This is a genomic window from Stieleria neptunia, assembly GCF_007754155.1.
Lineage (GTDB): Bacteria > Planctomycetota > Planctomycetia > Pirellulales > Pirellulaceae > Stieleria > Stieleria neptunia.
Window position 1 is genome coordinate 5493086 of the sequence record NZ_CP037423.1, and the last position, 26976, is coordinate 5520061.

At 59.0% G+C, this 26976-nt stretch carries 19 protein-coding genes; 10 read left to right on the top strand and 9 right to left on the bottom strand.

Annotated features, from left to right (window positions below; translation table 11 throughout):
• Nucleotides 1–34: 34 nt before the first annotated feature.
• The 6 genes from Enr13x_RS19025 to Enr13x_RS19050 form a co-directional block, all read right to left on the bottom strand.
• Nucleotides 35–418, bottom strand: coding sequence for a response regulator transcription factor (locus Enr13x_RS19025; protein WP_145388531.1), 384 nt, complete (start codon nt 416–418; stop codon nt 35–37).
• Entirely contained in the window at nt 408–1982 is a 1575-nt protein-coding gene (locus tag Enr13x_RS19030) for a hybrid sensor histidine kinase/response regulator (RefSeq protein ID WP_197455187.1), read from the bottom strand. Before Enr13x_RS19030 ends, Enr13x_RS19025 begins: the two co-directional genes overlap by 11 nt.
• Before the next feature lie 106 nt (nt 1983–2088).
• Nucleotides 2089–2601, bottom strand: coding sequence for a response regulator (locus Enr13x_RS19035; protein ID WP_145388533.1), 513 nt, complete (start codon nt 2599–2601; stop codon nt 2089–2091).
• Nucleotides 2602–2804: 203 nt separating this feature from the next.
• Complete coding sequence (locus tag Enr13x_RS19040) at nt 2805–3242, bottom strand: response regulator (RefSeq protein ID WP_145388534.1); 438 nt, start codon at nt 3240–3242, stop codon at nt 2805–2807.
• A complete protein-coding gene (locus Enr13x_RS19045) occupies nt 3239–5107 on the bottom strand; it encodes a sensor histidine kinase (RefSeq protein WP_145388535.1) in 1869 nt (622 codons plus the stop codon). The genes Enr13x_RS19040 and Enr13x_RS19045 overlap by 4 nt, the downstream gene beginning before the upstream one ends.
• Nucleotides 5108–5149: 42 nt before the next feature.
• Nucleotides 5150–6430: an ABC transporter substrate-binding protein gene (locus Enr13x_RS19050; protein ID WP_145388536.1), complete on the bottom strand. Its 1281-nt coding sequence runs from the start codon at nt 6428–6430 to the stop codon at nt 5150–5152.
• 554 nt (nt 6431–6984) lie between these two features.
• On the opposite strand from Enr13x_RS19050, the gene Enr13x_RS19055 reads away from it, so the two are divergent.
• On the top strand, nt 6985–9465 hold the full coding sequence (locus Enr13x_RS19055; RefSeq protein ID WP_145388537.1) for a glycogen/starch/alpha-glucan phosphorylase: 2481 nt from the start codon (nt 6985–6987) through the stop codon (nt 9463–9465).
• A 392-nt stretch (nt 9466–9857) separates the two neighbouring features.
• Here the strand turns inward: Enr13x_RS19055 and Enr13x_RS19060 are convergent, their stop codons facing one another.
• The 3 genes from Enr13x_RS19060 to cysD form a co-directional block, all read right to left on the bottom strand.
• On the bottom strand, nt 9858–11276 hold the full coding sequence (locus Enr13x_RS19060) for a serine hydrolase domain-containing protein (protein WP_145388538.1): 1419 nt from the start codon (nt 11274–11276) through the stop codon (nt 9858–9860).
• Nucleotides 11277–11393: 117 nt separating this feature from the next.
• Nucleotides 11394–13334 carry a sulfate adenylyltransferase subunit CysN gene (gene cysN / locus Enr13x_RS19065; protein ID WP_145388539.1) on the bottom strand — a complete coding sequence of 647 codons (1941 nt, stop codon included), beginning with the start codon at nt 13332–13334 and terminating at the stop codon, nt 11394–11396.
• Between the two features lie 105 nt (nt 13335–13439).
• A complete protein-coding gene (gene cysD / locus Enr13x_RS19070; RefSeq protein ID WP_145388540.1) occupies nt 13440–14351 on the bottom strand; it encodes a sulfate adenylyltransferase subunit CysD in 912 nt (303 codons plus the stop codon).
• Nucleotides 14352–15026: 675 nt separating this feature from the next.
• On the opposite strand from cysD, the gene Enr13x_RS19080 reads away from it, so the two are divergent.
• The 9 genes from Enr13x_RS19080 (at nt 15027) to Enr13x_RS19120 (ending at nt 26940) form a co-directional block, all read left to right on the top strand.
• Nucleotides 15027–16355 (top strand): adenylosuccinate synthase, encoded by a 1329-nt coding sequence (locus tag Enr13x_RS19080; protein WP_197455188.1) that lies wholly within the window; start codon nt 15027–15029, stop codon nt 16353–16355.
• Nucleotides 16356–16362: 7 nt separating this feature from the next.
• Nucleotides 16363–17187, top strand: coding sequence for a polyprenyl diphosphate synthase (gene uppS / locus Enr13x_RS19085; RefSeq protein WP_145388541.1), 825 nt, complete (start codon nt 16363–16365; stop codon nt 17185–17187).
• Nucleotides 17187–18182, top strand: coding sequence for a phosphatidate cytidylyltransferase (locus Enr13x_RS19090; RefSeq protein ID WP_145388542.1), 996 nt, complete (start codon nt 17187–17189; stop codon nt 18180–18182). Before uppS ends, Enr13x_RS19090 begins: the two co-directional genes overlap by 1 nt.
• Before the next feature lie 130 nt (nt 18183–18312).
• Nucleotides 18313–19362: a PhoH family protein gene (locus tag Enr13x_RS19095; protein WP_145388543.1), complete on the top strand. Its 1050-nt coding sequence runs from the start codon at nt 18313–18315 to the stop codon at nt 19360–19362.
• Between the two features lie 28 nt (nt 19363–19390).
• Nucleotides 19391–21769 (top strand): HD family phosphohydrolase, encoded by a 2379-nt coding sequence (locus Enr13x_RS19100; RefSeq protein WP_145388544.1) that lies wholly within the window; start codon nt 19391–19393, stop codon nt 21767–21769.
• Nucleotides 21738–22376 carry an rRNA maturation RNase YbeY gene (gene ybeY / locus Enr13x_RS19105; RefSeq protein ID WP_145388545.1) on the top strand — a complete coding sequence of 213 codons (639 nt, stop codon included), beginning with the start codon at nt 21738–21740 and terminating at the stop codon, nt 22374–22376. The genes Enr13x_RS19100 and ybeY overlap by 32 nt, the downstream gene beginning before the upstream one ends.
• Entirely contained in the window at nt 22369–23676 is a 1308-nt protein-coding gene (locus Enr13x_RS19110) for a hemolysin family protein (protein ID WP_145388546.1), read from the top strand. The genes ybeY and Enr13x_RS19110 overlap by 8 nt, the downstream gene beginning before the upstream one ends.
• Nucleotides 23677–23957: 281 nt before the next feature.
• Complete coding sequence (locus Enr13x_RS19115) at nt 23958–25817, top strand: 2-oxoacid:acceptor oxidoreductase subunit alpha (protein WP_231743645.1); 1860 nt, start codon at nt 23958–23960, stop codon at nt 25815–25817.
• Nucleotides 25818–25929: 112 nt separating this feature from the next.
• Nucleotides 25930–26940, top strand: coding sequence for a 2-oxoacid:ferredoxin oxidoreductase subunit beta (locus Enr13x_RS19120; RefSeq protein WP_145388547.1), 1011 nt, complete (start codon nt 25930–25932; stop codon nt 26938–26940).
• The last annotated feature ends 36 nt before the right edge of the window (nt 26941–26976 follow it).

Below are 26976 nucleotides of genomic sequence, written 5' to 3' on the forward strand. Positions count from 1 at the left end.
TCGGACAAGGTAAAAGGACCTGTTGGAAGAGTCGTCAGCCCGTACACGCCGGCACGCTGAACACGGACGTCACGGCGTCCAACAGATCGCTACTGCGATAGGGTTTGGTCAAAAAGTAGTGGGCCCCGGCGTCGAGCGCCGTTTGCTGATCCTGCAGACTGGCCGACAGCATGATCACCGGCGGTGTGGCGGTGGCGGGGTCGTCCTGAAGCGCCTTCAACACCGCCAACCCGTCCAGGTTTGGCATCTGAACATCCAACAACACCAGATCGGGATTCGCCGACTGGATCAGTTCCAGGCCTTCGGTGCCGTCATAGGCGACCAGCACCTCGTATCCGGCGTGCGTCAAACGCATTTGCACGCCGAGAACGATTCCCCGGTCATCATCAATCACGACAATTTTTGAATCATGTGACACAGTACTTCTCTTCAGCGAGTTGTTGATCGACCATCTGAACGATGTCCCGGGGCCGCTCCGCGACGTTCCAGGTCCCTTCGACTTGGACTTGAAGTTCCGGCAGTGGGCCACGAGGACGATTGCGATTGATCTGCAACCGTTCCTTGTTCAACCGCGTCAAAAATTCGTCCAACGCGATCGAGGGTACGGACACCAACAGCAACCATTGCCGGTTGGGCAGCGTGAAGATCAGATCGTTTTGTCGCAGCAGGTGAACCAGGAAACGTTCGACATCCAGCATCACCGATTCGTTTGCGTCGTCTTCGATCGCGATCCCGATGGCGGAAACCATTCCGGGCCCCTCCGCTGCGGTCGCCAGTCGACTGACGAATCGCCGCGTGACTTCGACGGGGCAATTGACCGGCAACGTAAAACTGAAGGAGCTGCCCACGCCTTCGGTGCTCTCGACGTCCATCTTGCCGAAGTTCAGATCCACCAACTCCTGTGCGATGTTCAACCCCAGCCCGAACCCCTTGGTGCTGTCCCGGATCTCCGTCTTGACCTGCGCAAAACGCTGAAAGATTTCGCGTTGGCGGTCGGCGGGGATGCCGACGCCGTTGTCCGAAACGGCAATGGAGATGTCGTTTTCACCGTGGCGTCGGGCCGAAATGCAAACGCGACCGGGATTGCGGGTGAATTTGATCGCGTTGATGGCCAGATTGACGATCACCCGACCGACCTTGGCCGGGTCACAGAACACGTCCGGCAAGTCCTCATCGATTTCGACGTCCAACCGAACCTCACGAACGATCGCTTTGCGTCGAATCGCCGGCAGCACATGATCGATGATCTCGGCCACCGCGCACGGTGAACGCGATGCCCCCAGCAGCCCCGATTCCAGCTTGCTGACGTCCAACATGTCGTCGACCATGTTGTTGAGATCGCTGGCCCGATCGTCGATCACCCCGAGCAGTTTTGCCTGTTCGTCACTGACCGGCCCCGCGATTCCGTCGGCAAGCAACGAGGCATATTCCATGATCACCGTCAGCGGCGTGCGAAATTCATGCGAGACGTTGTCGACAAATTTTTGTGCCGTTTTGCAGGCCTTTTCAAGTTTTTGATTCTTGTTCTGCAACAGCAGGTCGCGCTCGCGCAGTGTCTCCAAGAGCTGGTCGTTGTGTCGCAACATCGCATGCCGCTGGATGGCATATCGAATGGACCGTTGCAGCAGTTCGGGGCTGATGCGTCCCTTGACCAGATAGTCTTGTGCTCCTTCGGCGATCGCGGTGATCGAAAGCTCATCATCGGCGTGCCCGGTCAGGACGATCAAGGGATTTTGGGGACAGGCCTGCACCATGTTGACGACGGAGTCCAGTCCGCGGCTGTCCGGCAGCGACAGATCGGCAAGCACCACATCAAACTCGGAAGCACCGACCGCGGTGATTGCATCCCCCAAGCAACGCACGCGTCGGACGCCGCAATTGGGAAACGCCTTGTTCAGCGATCGCGTGACCGACTCGCCGTCAACGCAATCGTCTTCGATCAATAGGATTCTCAACTGCGTCTTCTGTTCTGCGATCACCATGGCTTTCTCCTTCGCTGTTGCACGCTCCCGACCCCACCCCGCTTCGGTCGCGTCCGAGCGGTTCGCGACGGTGTGGCGGTGTGGCGGTACTCGAATGCGCGACGGATTATTCGGGGCGTTTGGAAAGTTCAACGTAGGATTGCATTTCGCTGAGCAAGACATCGAAATGGATCGGTTTGTGGAGGAAGCTGTCCGCCCCCAACGCCAGCATTTCCGCTCGCAAGTCGGGGTCACGCATTCCCGTCAAAACAATCACGGGAATTCGCTCGGTCGCTTGGTTGTTCCGCAAGGATTCCAACACGAACCGTCCGTCCCCACTGGGCATGGAGACATCCATCAGAATCAGGTCGGGGCGATCGGTGATCGCTTCCCAAAAACCTTGCGTGCCGAAGAAAGCGACCAAAACTTCCGCCTGATAGCCACTCAGCCGCATTTCCAACGTGCGGCAAATCTCGGGGTCGTCGTCGATGCAGAGGATCCGTGGTGTCTGTATCGCCTTCGCCGGATCGCTCCATCCGTCACCGTCCCCGCCGGCCTTCCGCTTTGCCAAGCGGTCCTGCACTAACTGTTGCAAGGGGCGTTTGCGTGTTTGGGGCGACTTGCTGATCAGGCTTGACATTTCGGTTCTCCAGGTGGGGATCGGAGGGGGAGGGGAGCCAGTGGCGGGCAATCAGGACGCGTCACGTGTGCGGATCACCGATGGCACGTTTGGGGTGGGATGCCGGCGGGGGTGATCGAGACGGGCGATTGCTTCAATCAAAAAGTAGATCGCTTGGCGATGGGATGCAGGTTTGTTCAGCGGAGTTGAAGGAACACCGACAATCAGCTGGTTTGCAGCGTTGCCGCAGGAGGGAATCTCACGTTGTTCAGATAGCTGGACAGCGTTTCCAACAGCCCCTCCACGTTTGACTTCAGAAAATATCCGGCAACATTTCGTTCGTAGGCACGCGTCACGTCGCGGGGGTGATCCGAGGTCGTGAGCACAAAAATGACGGTCGATCGCAGCGTTTCGTCGGCCCTGATTTCGTCCAAGAACTGATGGCCGTTCATTCCCGGCATGTTGATGTCGAGCAACACGACCAGCTGTTCGCGTTGTTCCGGCGTCAATCGGTCCGAACGCAGCAACTGGAGCGCGGCGGCACCATCGGTCGCGTTGAGGATGTCGACCTGCAGACCGCATTTGGGCACCCTCCGTTTGAAGATTTCCAGATCGACGAAGTCGTCTTCGACGACCAGGATTGTCGGCGTGCGATTGCTCATATTGATGCTCCACAGAAGACTTCGGGGGACGTTGTCGCTAATTCACAAGGCCAGGTAAAATGAAACGTGGTTCCGCGGCCGAGAGCTGATTCCACGTCAATGCTGCCGCCAAAATGTTCGACTTGCTTCTTGACGATCGCCAGCCCCATGCCGCTGCCTTCCACCGTGGGATCACCGACACGCTGATACATCTGAAAGATACGATCGAAGTTGGTCGATTCGATCCCGGGGCCGTTGTCGTGCACGGAGAATCGAAACCGCTGGTCGTCCCTTGACCAAGTCACTTTGACGTAGCCATCTCGTCCTTTGTCGTTGTGCTTGATCGCGTTGCCGATCAGATTCATAAACACCTGTTCCAGAGGCGGCCGGACGGTTTCGAACACCGGCAGATCATCCGGCCACTTGACTTCAATCGATTGCGGATTGCTGACCATGTCGACAATGTTCTCAAGCACCGAGTGAACTTCGACGATCTCCGACGGCGGATTGATTCTGCCGACGCGTGAGAAATCCAACAGGTCCTCCAGCAGGACTTCCAGTTTGCCGACCCTGACTTGCAGATTATCCAGATAGACTTCGCCGTCGCTGGACAGGTCGTCGCGAACATCCTCTTCGATCCACTGGGCCAGGTGTTTGATCCCGCGCAGCGGTGAACGCAAATCGTGCGAGGCCACGTAGGCAAAGCTGTCGAGTTCTTCGTTGGTCGCCTGCAGCTGCGAAGCTTTTTCGCGGAGTTCACGTCCGAGCGTCTGCGACTGCTGCAACAGTTCGGTTGTCCGCTGGTTTTGGTCACTAAAAATGCGTGCCGCCGTGGCCATTTTCCCGATCTCGTCGGCCCTCTCGGTCCCCGGCACATCGGCCAACACTTCGCCACTGGACAGCCGCTCGAACGTCTTGGTCAGATCCGAGATGGGAGTCACGATCAACAGTGCCAATCGGGTTGCGATCAACAACGACAATCCGACGGCGGTCACGACGATGCCCATGGAAAGCAGCCGGACGCGACGTGAGGTGGCCGCCAATTCCGAGGCGATGAATTCACGCCGTGCTTCGGCTTGGGAACGCAGTTGTGCCGAGTAGTACGACACCTCCGATTCCTCACCGGCGATGACCACGTTGCGAAGAAACAGATAACTGCGGGTCGCTTGCACCGCCCGCAATCCGACGCCTTCATAGTCCCGTATCGCCTGAACGATCTCTTCGACTTGGCGGCCGGGAACCTGCATTTCGGCCAATTGAGACACGGCTTGGTTGATCGCTCGGATCGACTCGGCGACCAATTCGCCGTCGGGATTCTCGAAGTACTTCAACAGAAACTTCTCGGCGCGGGAAAAGGCGGATTGGGAGCGCACCAAGGCCAAATGGTTCTGGTCGCTGACCCCGAATCCGGAAAACTGGTCGGACAATCGCGCGGTGCGTTCTTCGATCTGTCTGGCCAACGCCGGCAACTGTTGTTCGACCAGGTCTTGACGGATTTTTCGTTCGACGATGACCGAATCGAAGTGTTTGGCGTATTCCGTCACGCGCGAGTTGATCTGTCCGAACAGCATCACCAATTCGGGATCCGTCTGCTGCCTGGTCGCCGTTTCAATCTCGACGCGCAAGCGTTCAAAGATCTCTTTGGCGGCGTCAGATTGTGACTGACGGCCGGAATACACAAACCGGTCGGCCCGCAAACGCAACTCTTGAACGTCGCGGTCCAGACCGAGTACGACGGCGTTGACCGCTTCGATCTCGCTCATCCGATTCGCTTCGTTCGTGATGCGTTTGGACCCGACATAGACCGCCAGCGCATTGCCGAACACCAACATCAAAATGATGCCGAATCCGAGATAGATCTTTCGTTTTAGCGACAGCTGAAACATTCGCGACGGTGTGTCGGAGGTGGGGGCGGGACGGGGGGGGAATTAGTTCGCGGTCAGAAATTCATTCCAAGCGCTCAACGTGTACTCATAGTTTTCCATCACGGTGTTCCAGACGGCGACATTGCTGAAACGTCGTTCGTAGGAACCGCCGGTGCGGGTTTCGCCACGGCGCACGACGACGCGTCCGTCGGTGCCCCGCAAATCCGTCGCGGCGCGTTTGCCGGCGTACCAATAGTCCCACTCCGGCTCGGTCATTTCGCGGCGGGACCGCTGGGGATTGGAAATGTAGTAGCCCTGGCGTGCGATAAACGCGCCCGGCCAACCGGACAACCACCAGTTCATGTACTCGTACGCCGCGTCTTGTGCGGTGGGCGAGGCGGCCGCGGAAAGACACATCACACCGTGCCAGGCGCGATAGCCTTCCTTGGGGGCCGCGTAGACGCAATCAATGTTGTCGGCGCGAAGGGCAGACACGCCGGGGGAGAACATGCTTTCGATCACCGCTTCGCCGCCACGCATCAGTTCGACCGAGCGGGGCACGCTGTTCCAAACGCCACGAAAATGTCCCTCGCGGCGCAGCCCGACCAGGATTCGAAACAGCGCGGTGATCTCCGCTTTGGAAAGGTTGCCGATGTCGTCGAATTCGATCAGCCCCTTGGACTGGGCCGCCAGGGCGACGTCAAACAGTCCGATCGTCGGCTCATTGCACAGCGCGACGCGACCGGCCCAACGGGGATCCAACAACCAACCCCAACTCTCCGTCTGGTACGCCACGCCGCGCGGCACCACCGACGCGTCGTAGGCGAAGGAGTCGACGTTGTGGACATAGGGCAGAAAGCTGATCCGCTTGGTTTCCCGTGCCGCCAAGGATCCGTCGCGTTGGACGTAAAGCAACTGGTTCGGGGCGTCACCGGCACCGATTCGACCGTGTGGTGTCAGCTTTCCCGTCTTGGTCAGGCTGTTGATTTCGTCCCAGTAAACCAGCCGCGAGGTATCCAGGGGCTGAATCGAACCGGCCTGCCAGAGCACCCGGATGCTGTTGGACCACTGTTCGTACAGATCAAACGACTCCGGACGCGTCGATGCCTGATGCAGGACCGATGCGCTGCCACTGGGATGAAAGTGCAGCTTGATCCCCAAGTCCTTTTCCGCTCGCTCGCGGATCGGCTGCTGAAGCGTCACGTGCGTGCCCAACACCCGCAGCGTGCGTTGCTGTCTGACGAATCCGTAGGGAGCCGTGCCAAAGACACGGTGCGGCGCAGCGGCCAGCGCGGCCGCGGCGGTGGCGGCACTGGCGAGTACGGTTCGTCGACTTTGCTTCATGGATCAAACGCTTTGGAGGAAGGTGGCTGAAAAACTTGTCTTGCCCCTGGCATGCCGGCCCCGCTGGCCCGCACAATTCAACCAGAATGCGGGACAACGGACGGAACCCCGACCGGGTCGCGGCAATGCACGCGGCCTCCTAGATCGAGGGGAACCCAAACCAGCCGACGGGCGAGATTTTGCGGCCTGATCGGCCGGCTCTCGCGCCTGCCATCCCCGGCCGCTGCAGTGACCGAAAGCGCAGTTGGTAGCGATTGCGGACTTCGCAGCGGAGATTCCGCTTGTGTCGTGTGGCGAAGAGATAATCCCGACGCTTTACCTCGCGTCGAGAGACGACCTTGCCGATCAGGAAAATTGATTGCGTCACGTCCGAAGACGTCGCGAACGACCGCACGCCCCGCTTTTTCGTTGTGAGGGCGGTCATTTGCCCGCTGTGCGACCTGACAGACCTCCCGCTTGTTTCTGGGACGCTTGCACCTTATGACAAGGTGCTCGAGCGTGCCCTAGTCCTTCAGAAACTTGACACGGTTCCCAATAGCCCCTCGATTCTACCGATGCAAAAGACCCTTGATTCCGCTGTCTCACCGTCTTCCGAAACCGACGACGTGCTCCTCGGTTCGCTCTCGCACGAATTGCGACGGCACCTGCTGTTCACCCTGGGGCGTGACGACATCGACTCAGATCCCGGCTATTGCTTTCGCGCAGCGGCGATCACGATTCGGGATCGGATCAGCCGCGACTGGCGCCGCACCCGCGAATTACAGGCGGCCAGCGACACGCGTCACGTCAACTATCTGTCGCTGGAGTTTCTGCTCGGACGGTCGCTCAATAACGCCATCCAAAACATGGATCTCGATGAAGCGATGCGAAAAGCGCTGCATCGTTTCGGCGTCGAGCTGGAAGAGGTCATCGACAAGGAGCACGATGCGGGATTGGGAAACGGCGGGCTGGGGCGGCTTGCGGCGTGCTTTCTTGATAGCTGCGCCAATCTGCAGTTGCCCGTCTCGGGCTACGGGATTCGCTACGAATACGGGATGTTCCACCAGTTGATCGAAGGCGGCCGTCAAGTCGAAGCCCCCGACCACTGGTTACGCGACGGAAACCCTTGGGAAATCGAACGGCCCGAGGACACCAAACGGATCCGTTTGTACGGCCGGACCGAGCGTTACGTCGACGAGAAGGGAAAACCGCACAGCCGCTGGGTGGAATCGCTGGACATCTTGGCGGTCCCCTACGACATGCCCATTCCCGGTTTCCGCAACGGCACCGTCAATACACTCCGCCTCTGGAAAGCGACGGCGACCGACGCGTTTGATCTGAATGAATTCAACGCCGGCAGTTACCCCGAATCGGTCGCGCAAAAGAACAACGCCGAACAGATCTCGATGGTGCTGTACCCCAACGATGCCAGCGAGAACGGCAAAGAGCTGCGGCTGAAACAACAGTACTTCCTGGTCTCGGCCAGCCTGCAGGACGTGTTGGCCAACTGGGTCGAGCAGCACGGCGAAGATTTCAGCGGGTTCGGTGAAAAGAACTGCTTCCAGCTCAATGACACGCACCCCGCCTGCGCCGTCCCCGAGTTGATGCGACTGCTGATGGATGAGCATGAACTGGAATGGGACCAGGCCTGGGAGATCACGACGCAGTGCATGGCCTACACCAATCACACGTTGCTGCCCGAAGCCCTGGAACGCTGGTCGGTCAGTCTGTTCGGACAACTGCTGCCACGCGTCCTGGAAATCATCTTTGAAATCAACGAGCGTTTCCTCGCCGAGGTCGCCAAAAAGTTCCCGAACGAACCCGAGTTGCTCAAACGGGTTTCGTTGATTGAAGAAGGGCACACGCCGCACATCCGGATGGCCTACCTGTCGATCGTCGGCAGTTTTTCCGTCAACGGCGTGGCGCAACTGCACACCGATCTGCTCAAGACCGGACTGTTCGCCGATTTTGATCGCATCTGGCCGAACAAGATCAACAACAAAACCAACGGCGTCACCCAACGGCGCTGGCTGTCCCACTGCAATCCGGGGCTGCGTGATTTGATGAATGAGACGATCGGCACGCGGTGGGAGTCGGATCTGGAAGAGATCTCGGCACTGGCCCCGCTCGCCGAAGACGCCGAATTTCGCAGTCGCTGGCGTGGCGTCAAAAACGCCAACAAAGAACGCTTGTCGAAGTACGTCAAGCAAAACACCGGAGTCGACTTCGACCCGTCGATGCTGTTCGACGTCCAAGTCAAACGGATCCATGAGTACAAACGACAGCTGATGAACGTTTTGCACGTCATCCATTTGTACGACCGCATCCTTCAAGGCGAAACGGCCGGCATGGTGCCGCGATGCGTTCTGATCGGAGGCAAAGCCGCGCCGGGATATCACCTGGCCAAACTGATCGTCAAACTGATCAACAACGTCGCCCGAGTCGTCAACAGCGACCCCCGTGCGCGTGATCTGCTGCGATTGGTCTTCTTCCCCAACTACCGCGTTTCGGCGATGGAAGTCATCTGTCCCGGAACCGAGTTGAGCGAACAGATCTCCACCGCCGGCAAAGAAGCCTCGGGAACGGGAAACATGAAGTTCATGATGAACGGGGCGTTGACGATCGGGACGCTCGACGGGGCGAACATCGAGATTCGTGAAAAGGCCGGTGCCGAAAACTTTTTCCTGTTCGGACTCAATGCCGCCGAAGCCCAAGAGGCGCGAAAGAGCTATGACCCCAATGCGATCATCGCCGCCGATCCCGCGATCGCACGCGTGATGGAATTGCTCGAAGGCGGTCATTTCCACGGCTCCGAACCCGGTGTCTTCGGCGAATTGACCTCCGGGCTGAGAAACCCGCACGATCAATGGCTGACCATCGCCGATTTACGCAGCTTCATCGACGCACAAGATCGTGTGGCAGAAACCTATCAAAAAGCCGATCAATGGGACCGGATGAGCATTCTCAATGCCGCCAACAGCGGATGGTTCTCCAGCGATCGGACGATCCAGCAGTACGCCGATGAAATCTGGAAAGTCAAACCGCTGACGGAATAAACGCAGCGATCCGACCAATCGTGGACGCGGCGTCAACCGACGCCTTTCTTGTTGGCGGAACAGCGTGAGCCCCATGCCGCTAAATCGAGAAGCGAACATGAATCACCATGGCTCCCCTCTCCCCCAAACAAGCCTATCCTCGTCGCAGAGTTTTCGCATTTTAAGAATCGCTTGACGCACACGATCAATCAGAATCAACAAAGAGGCTTGTTCGGGGGAGAGGGGAGCCATTTTGGGGTAAGTGGCTTCTCGATTTAGCGGTATTGGGCTCGCGCCCTACCGCTAACAAAAACACCCCGCTTGGCGACTGAATGCCCGGCCGCTTACGCGTCGCGGCTCACCAAACCGACGGCCCGCGCGCCCTCCCGGGGTCGCCCCGGGCGGCGAAACGGCTACTCGTCCTCGGCCGGATCGATTCGCTTGGCAGAAGCGCGGATGCCGTTTTGAAACAGTTCCAACGCTTCGAACCGCCCGTCGTTCTCGTCCTTGAACGTCAGCGTTGCCGGGACAATCTTGTAAAACCACTCCGTTTCGGATTTGGGAAAGACCTGAAACGCGGGCTGGCCCGTCAACTGGACCATCAACCGGTCGTTGACGACGTTGACATCAAAGACGACTCCGGGGGCGATTTGGTATCGGCCTTCACAACGCTTCATCGTTGCAATCGGCACCTCGATCGCCGATTGAAACGTTCGCGGTTGCACTGCCGCACCGGCCAACATGCGAATCAGATCTTCGGCCAGCCGGTCGACTTCCATGGTTGCCGTGTTGGTCAGCAACACGACGGCCGCCGGAACCTCGCGGCTGACGAACAACATCGCATGGTAGCCGCCGGTCTGTCCGTTATGCCAGCGCGTCGATCCGTCTCGGGCGATGTGCCATCCGAGCCCCATCGCGAAGTCTTTGGCGTCGCCGGCGCGGTGTTGTTTCCAAGCAAGCTGGAGCGCGTTTCCCAGATCGCTGTCTGGCGGATCAAGGTTCGCGTTGGCAAACCGCAACATATCCGTGACGGTGCTGCGGATCCCGCCGGCGCCGGGCATGTCGGCAAACTCCCAGGTCGAATGCGGCTTTCCGGGCGTCGCATGGCCGGCCGCAAGACGCTTGAGGACTTCGGCATCGCCGGTCACCGTGGTGCTGGTCATCCCCAGCGGTTTGGCAATCCGCTCGGTCAACAGTTGGTCATACGATTTGCCGGCTTGGTGACCAAGCAGATAACCGAGAAACGAAACCGCCAAGTTGGAATATTCCATCTTGTCGCCGGGATCCCGGGTCAACGAATAGCCGTCCAGGAATTCGAGGGCCAGCTGTGAGGTGTAATCGGCGTAGGGGTTTTCGCCGCCGACGTTTTTCATGTTGCTCGGCAATCGCGGCAGTCCCGACCGATGGATGGAAAGATCCAACAATGAAATCTTCTTGCCGTTCGAATCGGGCATCCTGGCACCGCCCGGCATCAAGTCGGCGGCGTCTTGGTCCAGCTTGACTTTGTTCTGGACGACCGCGTCGGCGAGCAGGATTCCCGTAAACACTTTCGAGACCGAGCCGATTTCGTAAACCGTTTGATCGGTCGGTTGATCACCATCGGCGGACGTCTTGCCGAAGTGGAACGTCGCCGAAGAATCGCCCGCGATCAGCCCCAACGAAAGGCCGACGACTTGCTCGGAGTCCAGATACGGTTGAACGAGCGAACGAATGCGCTGCTGCGTTGCCGGATCGTCCAGATCGGGCGGCGCGGCAGCGAGCGGACTGGCGGCTGCGGCGAAAAGCAAACCGCAAATGGCTGAGCGTAGGACAGCGGGAAAGCGATCGATCATCGGGAGTCCTCGGCGTGTGTTCAATCGATTGGAACACACGATCTTAACGGCACGACGACCTCTCGTGGGGTAAGCGTGCTGCTTGCCGGGGGAACGCAAGCTGGAAGCTTACGCCACTTATTTGATGATCGCTTTTTGTCGTAGCGCTTCGATGATTTGGTTGACGCACTCGTCGATGGTTTGCTGGGACGCATCGAGGGTGACATCGGGGTGGGGCGGAGCGTCGTACGGGGCCGTGACACCGGGGAAATTCAGCAATTGACCGGCGTCGGCTTGGGCGTACTGGCCTTTCTCGTCCCGCTGGCGACAAATTTCAACGGGCGTCGCAACGTGGACGACCAGGAAGCGGTCCTCGCCGATCACGCGGGCCACTTTCTGGCGAACCTCTTCGCTGGGGGCGACGAAGCAGGCGATGCAGATCATTCCCGCTTCGTTCAGCGTGTGTGCCAGGTGCGCGCTGCGTCGTAGATTTTCACTGCGATCGTTGGCGCTAAAGCCGAGGTCACGCGACAGGCCCTTGCGGACGTGTTCACCGTCGATGACCGAAACGGCTCGACCGCTATCGAACAGTTTTCGCTCCAGGGCTTGGCCGATCGCGGTTTTCCCCGAACCGGTCAATCCGGTCAGCAGCACCGTGGCCGGTTGTTGGCCGAACCGGGCGGCACGTTCTTCGGCGGTGACCGCGGAGACGGGCGCGCCGTCGTCGCCCCCGCCGGTTTCTTCTTCGTCCCAAACGGACTTCGCCCCGCCGTCACCCGACTTGTCCAGGATCATGCCGGCGGCGACGGTCGCATTGGTGATCCGGTCGATCACGATGAACGCGCCGGTGGAGCGGTTGCGGCGGTAGGCATCGAAGTGGATCGGGGCGGAAAGCGAAATGCCGACGCGGCCGATGGCATTGAGTTCCAATTCGGGGGCGGGGCTGCGGTGCAACGTGTTGACATCGACTCGATAGTTGAGCGTGTCGATCGTCCCGGGAACGGTCTGGGTGGTGTGCTTGAACAGGTACGTCTTGCCCGGCACCATCGGATCTTCGCCCATCCAAACCAGCATGGCCTGGATCGAATCGCGCGACTTGGGCAGGTTCCCCGGGCGAACGATCATGTCGCCGCGCGAGGCATCGATTTCGTCTTCCAAGGTCAGCGTGACCGACAGCGGTGCGTAGGCTTCCTCGAGTTCACCTTCGTACGTCACGATCGATTTGACTTTCGAGGTTCGCTTGCTCGGCAGCACCATGATTTCTTCGCCGGGGCGAACAATCCCGGACGCAATCGTCCCGCAGAAGCCGCGAAAATCCAGGTTGGGGCGATTGACCAATTGGACGGGAAACCGAAAGTCCTGCAGGTTTCGATCGCTGCCGATGTAGACCGATTCCAGGAAACCCATCAGCGTCGTGCCGGTGTACCAGGGCATCGACTCGCTGCGATCGACGACGTTGTCACCGTTGAGCGCGCTGATCGGGATGAAGTGCAGGTCGGGCAGATCCAATCGCGTGGCGAAGGAACGATAGTCGTCGCAAATCGCTTCGTATTTTTCTTCGGAGAAATCGATCAAGTCCATCTTGTTGATCGCGACGACGACGTGACGAATCCCGAGCAGGGAGACGATAAACGAATGCCGTCGGGTTTGCGTCAACACACCGTGGCGGGCATCGATCATCAGGATCGCCAGATCCGCGGACGACGCGCCGGTCGCCATGTTTCGCGTGTATTGTTCATGGCCGGGGGTGTCGGCGATGATGAACTTTCGCTTCGCGGTGCTGAAGTAACGATAGGCGACGTCGATCGTGATGCCTTGCTCTCGCTCTTCCTTCAGCCCATCCATGAACAGCGACGGGTCAAAATTTCCGCCGGTTGACCCCTGTTTGGCGGAATCCGATTGGACCTTGGCCAATTCGTCTTCGTAAACCAACTTGGAATCGTAGAGCAGCCGTCCGATCAGCGTGCTCTTGCCATCATCCACACTGCCACAGGTGATGAACCGCAAAAGTTGCTTGTTCTCATGTTGCTTGAGATAGGCGTTGATGTCGGTCGCGATGAGGTCAGACTGGTGAGACATGTTTGCAGGTGAAAGGGTTGAGAGGGTGGCGCGGACGTGGCCGAAGCGTTGGCGGATGAACGAAGGAAAGAAGCACTGACCAAAGGACGAAGCACTGACCGGTGGCTAGAAGTAGCCCCGCTCTTTTTTCTTTTGCATTCCGACTCCGCCTTCGTCCTTGTCAATCACACGTCCCTGTCGCTCGCTGGTCGTCGTCAGCAACATTTCTTGGATCACGTCCACCAGATCGGTCGCTTCGGACTCGACCGCCCCTGACAGCGGATAGCAGCCCAACGTCCGGAACCGCACCATCTTTTCCTCTTCGACTTCGCCTTCCAACAGCGGCATGCGGTCGTCATTGCGCATGATCAGGATCCCGTCCCGCTCGACGACCTTGCGTTTGGTCGACAGGTACAGTGGCACGATCGGGATGTTTTCCAGATGGATGTATTGCCAGACATCCAGTTCCGTCCAGTTGCTCATCGGGAACACCCGGATCGACTCGCCCTTGTTGACGCGTGCGTTGTAGACATTCCACAGCTCGGGCCGTTGATTCTTGGGGTCCCAGCGGTGGCCCTTGTCGCGAAAGCTGAAAACCCGTTCCTTAGCCCGCGATTTCTCCTCGTCGCGACGCGCCCCACCGAAGGCGGCGTCAAAACCGTATTGATCCAAGGCGGCCTTGAGGGCGTCGGTCTTCATGATCTCGGTGTGACGCTCGCTGTCCTCCCACGGCTTGATGTCGTGCTTGAGGCCTTCTTCGTTGATGTACACGATCAGATCCAGGCCCAACTCCTTGGCGACATAATTGTCCCGGAACTCATACATCTCCTTGAACTTCCACGTCGTGTCCACGTGCAGCAAGGGAAACGGAGGTTTCGCCGGCGCGAAGGCCTTCAGAGCCAAGTGGAGCAGCACCGCCGAGTCCTTGCCGACGCTGTAAAGCATCACGGGATTTTGGAATTCTGCAGCCACCTCACGGAAAATATGAATGCTCTCCGCTTCCAGCTGTTTTAGGTGGGTCAGGTTGTAGTCCGACATCAGGACGCCGTAAGGGTGGGGAATCTAGCGTTAGTAACAGGCAACACGTGCCCGGCCGGGGGAGTATAGGCGGAGTGTTGCAGATTTAAGAGAGGGAATGGTCAGTTTGAAATCCAGGTTTCAGGTTTCAGGTTTCAGGTTTCAGGTTTCAGGTTTCAGGTTTCAGGTTTCAGGTTTCAGGTTTCAGGTTTCAGGTTTCAGGTTTCAGGTTCCAGGTTCCAGGTTCCAGGTTCCAGGTTCCAGGTTCCAGGTTCCAGGTTCCAGGTTCCAGGTTCCAGGTTCCAGGTTCCAGGTTCCAGGTTCCAGGTTCCAGGTTCCAGGTTCCAGGTTCCAGGTTCCAGGTTCCAGGTTCCAGGTTCCAGGTTCCAGGTTCCAGGTTTCAGGTTTCAGGTTTCAGGTTTCAGGTTTCAGGTTCCAGGTTCCAGGTTCCAGGTTTCAAGAATGGTTCGAGATTTTCTTGTCACCCATTTTCTTGTCTGCTTCTGTTTTTCCCCACGCATTTTTCTGCCCCCCCATTTTTCTGCCAACTGCCAACTGACTTGGAACCTGGAACCTGGAACTTAGAACTCCTTTCTCTCTCCCGTTGCCATTCGGGGTGTTGGGGCTTAGGCTCTGGGATTCTGCGCCGGGGAACAAAATCTTCCCGGCCTCACCAAATTTTCCGGAGTGATTCTGGTGTCGGGAACTTGCGTCATTGGTTTGCAGTGGGGTGATGAAGCGAAGGGCAAATTAGTTGATTTGCTGGCTTCACAATTCGATTTGGTCGTCCGTTATCAGGGCGGGGCGAACGCCGGCCACACGGTGGTTGTCGGCGACGAAGTCTACAAATTGCACCATATCCCCAGCGGTATCCTGCACCGTGGGGTCAAAAATCTGATCACGCCCGGTGTGGTGATCAACCCCGAGACCATGATCGGCGAGATGGAGGGGCTTGCCCCCCGCGGCGTCAACTGCGACGAAAACTTGCAAATCAGCGAGCGAGCCCACTTGGTCATGCCTTGGCACATGGCCGAAGACCGCCAGATCAACGCGACCGCGTTGCGTGGCGAGTCGATCGGGACGACCAATCGAGGCATCGGACCGTGCTATCGAGACAAAGTGGGGCGGACCCACGCGATCCGAATGACCGATTTGGTCCAACCCGGCCGCGACGAACGGATCCGCACCGTTGCCGAACAGAAACTGGCGATCTTGCGCAACATGGGGGCATCCGAAGAGGAGCTCGATTCGATCGCGGCGGACAAGGTGATTGCCCAGGCGACGCGTTGGGGCAACCGTTTGCAGGGCATGATCGCCGACACGACCGATACGTTGTTGGATGCCGCCGAGCAGGACAAACGGATCCTGTTTGAAGGCGCACAAGGGGCATTGCTGGACATCGACCACGGCACGTATCCCTTTGTCACCAGCAGCAACAGCAGCGGTGTCGGGGTCTGTGCCGGCGCCGGGGTGCCGCCGCGCTGGATCAACACGGTGCTGGGCGTTTGCAAGGCCTACAGCACGCGAGTCGGCGGCGGGCCGTTCGTGACAGAACTGGAAGACGAAACGGGCGATCGGATTCGCACGCTGGGCAATGAGTTCGGGACGACGACCGGGCGTCCGCGTCGTTGTGGATGGTTCGATGCGGTTGCGGTTCGCTACACGGCACGACTGAGCGGCGTGACCCGACTGGCGTTGATGATGATGGACGTGCTGGCTCATTTGGACGAACTCAAGATTTGTGTCGCGTATGAACTGGACGGCGAGCGGATCACGCGATTTCCGGGGCATGCCGACCAGCTGCGCCGTTGCAAGCCGATCTACGAGACGATTCCGGGCTGGAAACAACCGGTCGATGACGTCCGCCGTGAAGAAGATTTCCCAGAAGGTGCGTTGGCGTATGTCCGTCGCATCGAAACCCTGGTCGGAATTCCGGTCGGCGTGTTGTCGGTCGGCCCCGATCGCGCTCAAACCATTTTCACGAAGCAATCCGACGAGTTGAATTTGCAGCCGATCGGAGCCTGAGCGATCGATGAACGCAAAGATCCCTGACTCGAAGATTTCCGACGCAACGTCTTCGGAAACCGACGACGCTCACAGCGCCGACCCGAAAGCGGCTGCCAACCGCTTGCCCGATCATGTTGCGATCATCATGGACGGCAACGGGCGCTGGGCCCAATCGCGCGGCATGCCGCGGATCGAAGGGCATCGTCGTGGCGTCGATTCGGTTCGGATGGTCAGCGAGACGTGCACCGAACTGGGAATCGAAGCGGTCACCCTGTACTGTCTTTCCAGCGAAAACTGGAAACGCCCCAAAGCCGAACTCGAATTCCTGATGCAGTTGCTCGAGCAATACCTGGTCGAGGAGCGCGAGCTGATCATGAAGCAGGGCTTGCGGCTAAAAGTGATCGGGCGACGCGATCGATTGCCCGCCAGCGTCTTGGTGGAAATGGACAAGACGATCGAGGTTTCGTCGGACAACCCGGGGACGCAATTGGTGCTGGCGATTGATTATGGCGGACGGGATGAACTGGCGATGGCGGCGCGTTCGATTTGTCGTGATGTCCAGGCCGGACTGCTGGACGTGGACACCATCGACGAAGAAACCATCACCAACAGGCTCTACACCGCGGGGTTGCCGGATGTCGATCTGATGATCCGTACCGGAGGCGAGATGCGGGTGAGTAACTTTTTGCTGTGGCAGCTCAGCTATGCCGAGCTGTGGGTCACCGAAACCTGTTGGCCCGATTTTGACCGCCAGGAGTTCGCCGCGGCGCTGGAGAGTTTCGGGTGCAGGGACCGACGCTTCGGCGGGCTTTCCGAGACACCTGTTGAATCAACCTTCGGTGAGACTTGATGCTGCGTGATCGTTTGAGAACCAGCGCGATCTTGATTGTCATCGTTCTCGGTCTCCTGTCGCTCGACTACTCGATCCGCATTCCGGATGCCGATGGCGTCTGGCTGTTGCCGCTGCTGTTGTTTTTTGCGATCGGCACGGCGTGGGAGATTGCGGGGATGTTGACCGCGGGCGGCCAACCGGTCCGTCGGTCGGTTGCGGTGGTCGGCGCGACGCTGGTCGCCTCCTCGGCGGCGATCCCGTTCTTGTGGGTGCTGGGGACGGATGACTATCCGAAAGACTGCCCCGTCGGCCGATTGGGCTGGATCGTGCTGGCCGCGGCGGCGGCGATTTTTCTGAGCCTGATCGCCGAGATGCGGGAGTATGGAAAAGACGGCGATGCCAGCCCGGGCGACGCGATCCGGCGAACCTCGGCGGCGGTTTTCGTTTCGATGTACGTCGGGGTGCCAATGGCGATGCTGATCGCACTCCGCGGCCTGCACGCCGAGACGACGGCGGGCCGTTTCGGACTCGCCGCCTTGGTGACGACGATCCTGGTCACCAAAGTGGCCGATGCGGGGGCGTATTTTTCGGGCCGGGCGTTGGGACGACACAAGTTGATCCCGCGGTTGTCACCCGGAAAAACGATCGAAGGCGCGATCGGGGGCATTTTGGCGTCGACGATGGTGGCCTATTTGTCACTCGCGTACCTGTTTCCGGCGTTACTCGATCGCCCGGCAGACACTACGACGGTGATGAACGAGACCGCCGTTAAAACTGGCTTATCCGCACTTTTGGCCCCGTCCTGGGTCGGGGCGATCATGTTGGGACCGGTGTTGGCGATCTCGGGAATGGTGGGCGACTTGGCGGAATCCCTGTTTAAACGGGACTCGGGGGTCAAGGACAGCGGCAACCTGCTGCCCGGATTGGGGGGGGTGTGGGACGTGACCGACTCGTTGCTGGCAGCCAGCGTGCCGGCATTTTTCTGCTTCGCCACGGGTGTTGGTGGCCCATAATGCGGTGTCTTCTTCTGGTGAAGTCGATACGATTGATTGATAACTTCATGATCCTGGACAGGAGTCGCTCGACCGGAACGGTTCGACGGGATCATTCCAAACTGACGGCCGAGGGGTCGGCCTAACCCGAATGACTGAAGCCACATTAACGGTCACGGCGCCCGACGAGTTGTTGCAACTTTTCGGTCCCCGAGACCAACATTTACGAAAGCTGCGGCAGTTATTCGATGTCACGATCACGCATCGAAACGGACGAGTGCGAATCGCCGGCGAAGGCGAGGGCGTCTCCGGGGCGATGCGCACCCTGGAAAAGCTGCTCCACAAGGTGCAGAAACAAGGCGCGATCGGCGGCGAAGACGTCGAGACGGCCGCGGTCGAAGAGGGCGCCAAGGTCGAGCCGGGGGCAAAACCGAAGGTGTCCGGCGGCGAAGACATTGCGATCCAGCATGCCGGCCGCAGAATTCGTCCGCGGACCGAGGGCCAGGCCAAGTATGTCGATGCGATTCGCGAGTACGACTTGACCTTCGCGACCGGGCCGGCGGGCTGCGGCAAGACGTATTTGGCGGTGGCGACCGCAGTGGAGGCACTCAAAGCGGGCCAGATCCGAAAAATCGTCCTCGTCCGCCCCGCCGTGGAAGCGGGCGAGAGCCTGGGGTTTCTGCCCGGCGACTTACGCGCGAAACTGAACCCTTATCTGCGGCCACTGCTGGACGCGCTCGGGGAAATGGTTGACTATGACCAGGCGCGTGAGTTAATGGAGCAGGAAGTCATCGAAGTGATTCCACTGGCCTACATGCGGGGGCGGACGCTCAACGATGCCTTCATCATTCTGGATGAAGCACAAAACACGACGATCGCACAAATGAAAATGTTTCTCACGCGGATGGGGGAACGCAGCAAGATGGTGGTCAGCGGTGACGCCACGCAGCTCGATTTGCCGCGTGGGGTGACGAGCGGATTGAAAGACGCCATCCGTCGACTTCATCGGATCAAGGCGATCGGCATGATTCGCTTGACCGGCGAAGACATCGTCCGACATCGATTGGTGCAACGCATCGTCGAAGCCTATGAAGAGACTGAGAATACCGGAGCTTCGACTCGTCCGCGACGCAGCAGCGTGCGGGTGATCGGAGGCGAATTGTCCGGGCGTAGCGGTGGCGAGGAAACGTTGGATCGGTAGCCCCACCCGAGGAATCGGATCCGCAGACATGAACGGCCAAACAAAGACGCGAACGCGACAGGAACGCATCGAATCGCTGGGGATTCCCAAGCCGAAGATGGTTCAGTGGTGGATCGACAGCGACAAGGCCGATTGGGCCGTCCGGATCCTGATCGGCCTGTCCGCGGCGATCGCGCTGCTGGTGGTTTGCCGGACTTGGGAACCCCGATTCGCCTATCGCACCGGCATGATCCCGGTGCGTGACATCATCGCACGGGTGAATTTTGAGGTCGAGAACCAAATCGAAACCGAAGCGCTGCGGCTGCAAAAGGTGCGTGAGGTTCCGGTTTATTATCGGAACTGGAAAGCGCCGTTGGAGCAGTTGCGGGCACGTTTGAAGAATCGCTTGTTCGTGATTTTGGATGCCCAGTCGCTCAAGGAAATGAATGAAGAGGAGCGCAAGGCGTTTGAGGAGTTTGTCGCCGTCGCTGCGGTGACGCCCGAATCGGCGACCGCCGATCAGCCATCGGCCGATCAGCAATTCAGCGCGTTGAAGGCGGTGTTCGCCAGTGATCCCGAACTGGAAAAACTGGACACCGCGATCAAGAACTTGCAGAAAGACGAGTTCGACAATGGCTTGTTGCAATCGATCAAGCACCAGCCCGAACAGGGCAGCCAACGATTCATCCGCGTCTATTCGACCGAGCCGTCCGACGCCGTGGAAGTCACCGTCGACGACGTCCAGATCGCGTTGATGAAGCCCAAGATCGAATCGATGCTGGCCGAAGAGTTTCGCTCGTTATTTGGCGGTCAGGTCGAAACCGATCAACACCGTTTGGTCGCGCAAATGGTCAGCCGTTGGATCGACAAGCGGTTGCCAGAGTATGAGACGTTGTCCTATGACGACGAGGCCAGTGGAAAGGCGCGGGCGGAGATTGCCGCCAGCGTCCCGCCGGTGATGAAGAAGTTTTATGCCGGGCAATCGGAACTCGCCGATGCGGGTGAGCCGCTCGATGGGCACGAACTCCGTTTGTTGCACATGGAGCATCTTCAATGGACCAATTACCGCGGCGCGATCGACCGAATCGCCCGGGTGGCCGCCTACGGCGGGATGATCGCAGCACTTTATTTGTTGTGCGGTTCTTACATCCTGTTTGTCGACGATCGCACGCTGGTGTTCGACCGCGTCAAACTTTCCAAGCTGTTGTTCTTGTTCGTCTGCACGATCGGAATCAGTTACTGGGTCGCCAGCGACAAGTATCGCAGCGAACTCGCCCCGCTGGTCATCGCCTCGATCATCACCGCGATCGTCTACGGTCGCGATCTGTCGTTGCTGCTGATGTCGGCGGCGATCATCAGCGTGACGTTGTTCTTGAACGAGGGGCTCAGTCATTTGGTGATGCTGGCCGCGGCGGTCACGACGTCGACGCTGTTGACCGGGCGGATCCGAACGCAAAGCCATCTGTTGTTCGTCGGGGGCGTCGCCGCGGCGGTCACGTTCCTGACGGTGGTCGGGGTGGGAATCGTCACCGGTGATACGACGACGATCCCGACGGGCGTGGAGCGTCTGGCACCGACGACCGTGAGCTTCTTGGAAGTGTTGAACGGTCTGGCGCAGGAAGGGTTGCGTGCCGGGGCGTTCATCGTGATTTCCGCGGCGGCGCTGACACCGATTTTGCCGTTGATCGAAAAAGCGTTCGGCGTCCAAACCGATCTCAGTCTGTTGAGCCTGAGCGATGCCAGTCACCCGTTGCTGCGTCGTTTGGCACAGCGTGCCCCCGGCACCTACAATCACAGCATCAACGTCGCATCGATCGCCGAAGCCGCCGCCGATGCGATCGGGGCCAACGGTTTGTTGGTCCGCGTCGGGGCGTACTTCCATGACATCGGCAAGATGTTTAAACCGGAGTACTTCATCGAGAATCAAAGCGGAGTCAATCAGCACGATTCATTGCAACCGGCGATGAGCACGTTGGTGATCATCGCGCATGTGAAGGATGGAGCGGATTTGGCGCGCAACCACCATCTGCCCCAGCCGCTGATCGATTTGATCATGCAGCACCACGGCACCACGCTGGTCGAATACTTTTTCAACGAAGCGGCCAAACGAAGTGAAGACAATCCGAACGAAAAACAGGTCAGTGACAAGGATTTCCGTTATCCTGGGCCGAAGCCCCAGACCTTGGAAGCGGCCGTGATGATGCTGGCCGATACCGTTGAAAGCGCCAGCCGTACGTTGGTGGATCCGACTCCGGCTCGGATCCAGAACCTGGTCGACCAAATCGCGCAAAAGAAAATGGCGGACGGTCAATTCGACGAGTGCGGGTTGACGTTCCAGCAATTGAATCTTGTCCGAAAGAGTTTGGTGAAGTCCCTTACCGCTATCTATCACGCACGTGTCAAATACCCGAGCCAACAACCAGCCTGAGACCGATTCGACGTCTCCGCCGGCTTCTCCCGACATCGAGGAGCCTGAGCCTTCCGGTGCGAGTCCTCGCACCGTTCCCCCAGATCAAGACGACCGCCGTGACAGCGGCGACGGAGCGTCCGACGATGCAGGCGTCGCGGTTGAAATCCTCTGGGATGCCGACGTGGCGGCCTGGCAGGATCGCCTGGGACTTGGCGACGACCGGATGACCGACGCGGTGCGAGCGGCGGCGGCGCTGCGTGGATTCCGACGCGGGCAAATCGGCGTCCGGATCACCGACGACGTGACGATTCATGAAATCAACGCCCGACACCTGTCGCACGATTACCCGACCGACGTGATCAGCTTTCCCTATTCGGACGATCCCGATCGCATCGAGGGCGAACTGGTCGCCAGCGTTGAAACCGCCCAACAGAACGCCGCGGAGGTGGGTTGGGAGATCGCCAATGAAGTGTTGCTGTATGTGATTCACGGCGTGTTGCACATCGGCGGCATGGACGATTCCGAAGCCGACGAGCGGGCGATGATGCGACGCGCCGAACGCGAGGTGCTGTCGCATCTGGGGATCCAGACACCGGCTGTGGCGGAGGCCGACCCGCATGGATAACGCATGGCCCTACCTGATGGTTTCCGCCGCCGGATTCCTGCTCAGCAGCATCGGCGGATTGGGGGCGGAATTGTTGGACTGTTTCGCGGGACGTTCGTTGGAAGCGTTTTGCCGCGTCAAGAAACGCCGGGAACGATTCAGCAGCGTGCTGGAGCATCAGGATGCGGCGATTCGCGGCAGCGAGTACTTGCGGATGATCGGAACGGTCTTGTTTCTGATCGCGGGCACCGCTGCGTTGATCATTTCCAAGCAAGGCACCGGCTCGCTGGCCTTGACCAACATGCTCGGCTCGCTGGTCGCATGGGTCGTCTTGGCGACGCTTTCGATGATGTTCGTGCATGCCTGGTTGCCGGCGGCGGTCACCCGATTCGCGTCGGCACCGGTGCTCTACCACACCTGGCCGTTTTGGCGCACATTGACGTCGGTCATGAACCCGTTTTCGATTCCCGGTGAAGTGCTCGAAGCGATCACCCGCCGACTGTCGGGGCAGGACGAAAACGAAGACGAGTCGGAAGAATTGCTCGAAGACGAAATCCGAACGATCATCGCTGCGGGGACGAACAAAGGTATTTTCGGGCCCGGCATTCGCGAGATGATTCAAAACGTGATGGACCTCAGCGACGATACCGTCGGGCACATCATGACCGTGCGTGGGGATATCGATGCGGTCGAACTGGGCGACACCTGGCCGGCGGTGATGCAACAGGTGATCGAGTCGGGGCGGACACGGTTGCCGGTCTACGACGGGACGTTGGACAAGGTCGTCGGGGTGCTGTACGTCAAAGATTTGCTGCCGGAGCTTTCCGACGGGAAAACGCCCTCTCATCCGCTCGGAAAAATCATGCGGCACGCTTGGACGGTGCCGGTGGATCGCAGCGTCGAGTCGCTGTTGAGAGAATTTTTGCATAGTCGATCCCACATGGCGATCGTGTTGGATGAATTCCAACAGACCGCCGGGGTGGTGACCATCGAGGACGCCTTGGAGGAAATCGTCGGTGAAATCGTCGACGAATCCGACGAAGACGAGGAAACGCGGTTCGAAATCATCGACGAGTCCACGGTCATCGTCAGTGGTCGCGTGATGATCGACGACCTGAACGACCGGCTGCATTGGGAACTGCCCGAGAGCGACGACTATGAAACGGTCGCCGGGTTGGTGCTGTGCAACTTGGGGGAAATCCCCGAGGCCGGGGCGACGTTCCAGATCGGAGACGCCGCCTTCGAGGTGCTTCAAGCAACCCGTCAGAAGATCGAAATGATGGAAGTGCGGTACTCCCCGGGACATCGTGTCGCGGTCTAACCGCAAGAAAACACCCGATTTGCAACGCGAAAACCCGTTGGACCGGGCGTTTCTTGCGCAAAATCCCTGTTTCAACACTCTCGGTCATTACGTTTTGATGGCCGAATTATAGAATTTGACGAAGTTTCCGAATTGGAACACTCGATACAACCCCTACAGTCCGTTGGCCGCTAAAACTTGAGGCCCAGAAACGGATTGCCGCAGCGATGGCGCGGTAAAAACCTCGGCAACGCCGCCAGATGCCCCGGCGAAGCCACCAGACGACGCGAAAGATGCAGTTCATGACGACTACAAAACATGTCAAATCCGTCTCCGGAATCACCGTGCGACTGGCCGGAGATTCGGGCGACGGGATGCAGTTATTGGGGACCCAGCTGACCAATACTAGCGCCTTGGCCGGTAATGACGTGGCCACGTTCCCGGATTTCCCGGCGGAAATCCGCGCCCCTCGGGGGACCCGAGCCGGGGTCAGCGGTTTCCAGGTCCAGTTTGCCAAAGAGGAAATCTTCACGCCCGGCGATACGCTCGATGCGTTGGTGGTGATGAATCCGGCCGCGTTGGTGACCAATATCCAGGATCTGCGCAAGGGCGGCATCCTGATCGCCAACGAAGACGGATTCACCGACAAGGATTTCAAGCTGGCCAAGGTCGATGCCAATCCGTTGGAGGCAACGGTGATCAACGACAGTTATCGGCTGATCAAGGTGCCGATGACCCAGCTGACCCGCACCGCGGTCTCCGAGCACGGGCTGAGCCCCAAAATTGCGGACCGCTGCAAGAACTTTTTTGCGATGGGCCTGGTGTACTGGCTGTTCGGCCGGTCGCTCGATCCGACGCTGCGTTTCATCGAAAACAAGTTCGGCAAAAAGCCGGATGTCGCGTCGGCCAACGTCGCGGCGCTGCGGGCCGGTTGGGCGTTCGGCGAAACCACCGAAGCGTTCGGCGAAAGCTATCAGGTCGAGGCGGCCGAGCTTTCTCCGGGGACCTATCGCAACATCATGGGAAACCAGGCCCTGGCGTGGGGATTGGTGGCGGCCAGCAAGCTCAGCAAGAAAGATTTGTTCTATGGCACCTATCCGATCACGCCGGCCAGCGACATTCTGCATGAACTGACCAAGCACAAGAATTTTGGCGTTCGCACGTTCCAAGCCGAAGACGAAATCTCCGCGATGTGCGCCACGATCGGCGCGGCGTTCGGAGGCACGATGGCGGTCACCGCCAGCAGCGGCCCCGGAATTGCGCTCAAAGCCGAGGCGATGGGGTTGGGGATGATGTTGGAATTGCCGATGGTCGTCGTCAACGTCCAACGCGGCGGTCCGAGCACCGGGTTGCCGACCAAGACCGAGCAAAGTGATTTGCTGCAAGCGATGTTCGGCCGCAACGGCGAGTCCCCGATTCCCGTGATCGCACCGCGGTCGCCGGCCGACTGCTTTGACATGGCGATCGAAGCCTGGCGGATCGCCACCGAGTGCATGGTTCCGGTCATGCTGCTCTCGGATGGCTACATCGCCAACGGCAGCGAGCCCTGGAAGATCCCGACGATTGATTCGTTGCCGCAGATCGAAATCCAGCATCCGGTCGACAGTAACGACGGTGAGCCCTTCTTGCCGTACCTCCGTGATGAAAACATGGGCCGGCCCTGGGCGATTCCCGGGACCGAAGGACTGATGCATCGCGTCGGCGGTTTGGAAAAAGAACATCAAACCGGCAACGTCAGTTACGACCCTGCCAATCACCAATTGATGACCGAAACGCGTGCCGCCAAGGTCGCCAAGATCGCCGAGCGGATCCCCGAACAAGAGGTCTATGGCGAAACCAGCGGAGACCTGTTGGTCGTGTCATGGGGCGGCACCTACGGCGCCTGCCTGACGGCGGTCCGTCGTTGCCAGGAAGCCGGGCACCGCGTCAGTCACGCCCACCTGCGGTACCTGAATCCGATGCCACGAAATCTCGGCGACCTGCTCAAGTCGTTCGATCGGGTGTTGGTACCGGAATTGAACATGGGGCAACTCCGCATGTTGTTGCGTGCCGAGCACCTGGTCGATTGCATTGGTTACAACAAGGTCCAAGGCAAACCGTTCGCCGTCAGCGAACTGATCCAGCAAATTGAATCCCTCGTGCCGGCCCCCGTCGCCGTTTAGATCGCCGCGGCCGTTTCATCGGCAAGACCGTCACCTTGCTCGACGCACCGAGCGGGGTGACCAAACGCCGAAGCATCCATTCAAACACAAAACGATTCCCCATATTTCCGCCATGTCCCTGCCTGTTCTCAAAGCCGCTGATTTCGCTTCTGACCAAGACGTTCGATGGTGCCCCGGATGTGGCGACTATTCGATTCTGGCGCAGATGAAAAAGGTTCTGCCGGAACTTGGCGTGCCTCGCGAAAAGATCGTTTTCGTCAGCGGCATCGGCTGCAGCAGCCGGTTCCCGTATTACATGAACACCTACGGGATGCACAGCATTCACGGGCGGGCGCCGACGTTCGCGACGGGGTTGAAATCGACCCGCCCCGATCTGATGGTTTGGGTGATCACCGGGGACGGCGACGCGCTGTCGATCGGCGGCAACCACTTCATTCACGTGCTGCGCCGCAACTTGGATATCAACATCGTCCTGTTCAACAACCGGATCTACGGATTGACCAAGGGCCAATACAGCCCGACCAGCACCGAAGGCCAGGTCACCAAGAGCACGCCGATGGGATCGATCGACCATCCGCTCAGCCCCTTGTCGGTCGCGTTGGCCGCCGAAGCAACCTTCGTGGCTCGGTCGTTGGACGCCCACGTCAAACATTTGGGCGAAGTCCTCAAACGTGCCTCACAGCACAAGGGGACCTCGCTGGTCGAGGTGTATCAGAACTGCAACGTGTTCAACGACGGTGCGATGGCCTATGCCCAAGAAAAGAAACAGCGTGCCGACAACGTCGTCGAACTCGAACACGGCAAGCCGCTCGTGTTTGGCAAAGACAACGAGAAAGCCATCCGTCTGGTCGGCACCCATCTGGAGATCGTCAACCGCAGCGAGGTGCCCGATGATGACCTGCTGATCCACGACGAAAAAGATCCCAACCCGTCGATTCAAATGATGTTGGCGAGAATGCGTTATCCTGAAATGCCCGAGCCGATCGGTATTTTGCGCGACGTCGACAATGTCTCGACCTACGACGAACAGATCAATGATCAAGTCGACCTCGCCAAAGAGACCCGCGGCGAAGGTGATTTAGAAAAACTATTCCACGCCGGGGACACCTGGGTCGTGGGCTAAAACGTTTACAGATGATGCCATCATTCAACGGTTGTT

Bases quoted from the DNA above. Each gene is read 5' to 3' on its own strand.
- uppS (WP_145388541.1), top strand. From the start codon at position 16,363: ATGAACGCAAAGATCCCTGACTCGAAGATTTCCGACGCAACGTCTTCG.
- cysD (WP_145388540.1), bottom strand. From the start codon at position 14,351: ATGTCGGACTACAACCTGACCCACCTAAAACAGCTGGAAGCGGAGAGC.
- Enr13x_RS19110 (WP_145388546.1), top strand. From the start codon at position 22,369: ATGGATAACGCATGGCCCTACCTGATGGTTTCCGCCGCCGGATTCCTG.
- cysN (WP_145388539.1), bottom strand. From the start codon at position 13,334: ATGTCTCACCAGTCTGACCTCATCGCGACCGACATCAACGCCTATCTC.
- Enr13x_RS19050 (WP_145388536.1), bottom strand. From the start codon at position 6,430: ATGAAGCAAAGTCGACGAACCGTACTCGCCAGTGCCGCCACCGCCGCG.
- Enr13x_RS19035 (WP_145388533.1), bottom strand. From the start codon at position 2,601: ATGTCAAGCCTGATCAGCAAGTCGCCCCAAACACGCAAACGCCCCTTG.
- Enr13x_RS19045 (WP_145388535.1), bottom strand. From the start codon at position 5,107: ATGTTTCAGCTGTCGCTAAAACGAAAGATCTATCTCGGATTCGGCATC.
- Enr13x_RS19060 (WP_145388538.1), bottom strand. From the start codon at position 11,276: ATGATCGATCGCTTTCCCGCTGTCCTACGCTCAGCCATTTGCGGTTTG.
- Enr13x_RS19030 (WP_197455187.1), bottom strand. From the start codon at position 1,982: ATGGTGATCGCAGAACAGAAGACGCAGTTGAGAATCCTATTGATCGAA.
- Enr13x_RS19120 (WP_145388547.1), top strand. From the start codon at position 25,930: ATGTCCCTGCCTGTTCTCAAAGCCGCTGATTTCGCTTCTGACCAAGAC.
- Enr13x_RS19090 (WP_145388542.1), top strand. From the start codon at position 17,187: ATGCTGCGTGATCGTTTGAGAACCAGCGCGATCTTGATTGTCATCGTT.
- Enr13x_RS19055 (WP_145388537.1), top strand. From the start codon at position 6,985: ATGCAAAAGACCCTTGATTCCGCTGTCTCACCGTCTTCCGAAACCGAC.
- Enr13x_RS19115 (WP_231743645.1), top strand. From the start codon at position 23,958: ATGACGACTACAAAACATGTCAAATCCGTCTCCGGAATCACCGTGCGA.
- Enr13x_RS19100 (WP_145388544.1), top strand. From the start codon at position 19,391: ATGAACGGCCAAACAAAGACGCGAACGCGACAGGAACGCATCGAATCG.
- Enr13x_RS19095 (WP_145388543.1), top strand. From the start codon at position 18,313: ATGACTGAAGCCACATTAACGGTCACGGCGCCCGACGAGTTGTTGCAA.
- Enr13x_RS19040 (WP_145388534.1), bottom strand. From the start codon at position 3,242: ATGAGCAATCGCACGCCGACAATCCTGGTCGTCGAAGACGACTTCGTC.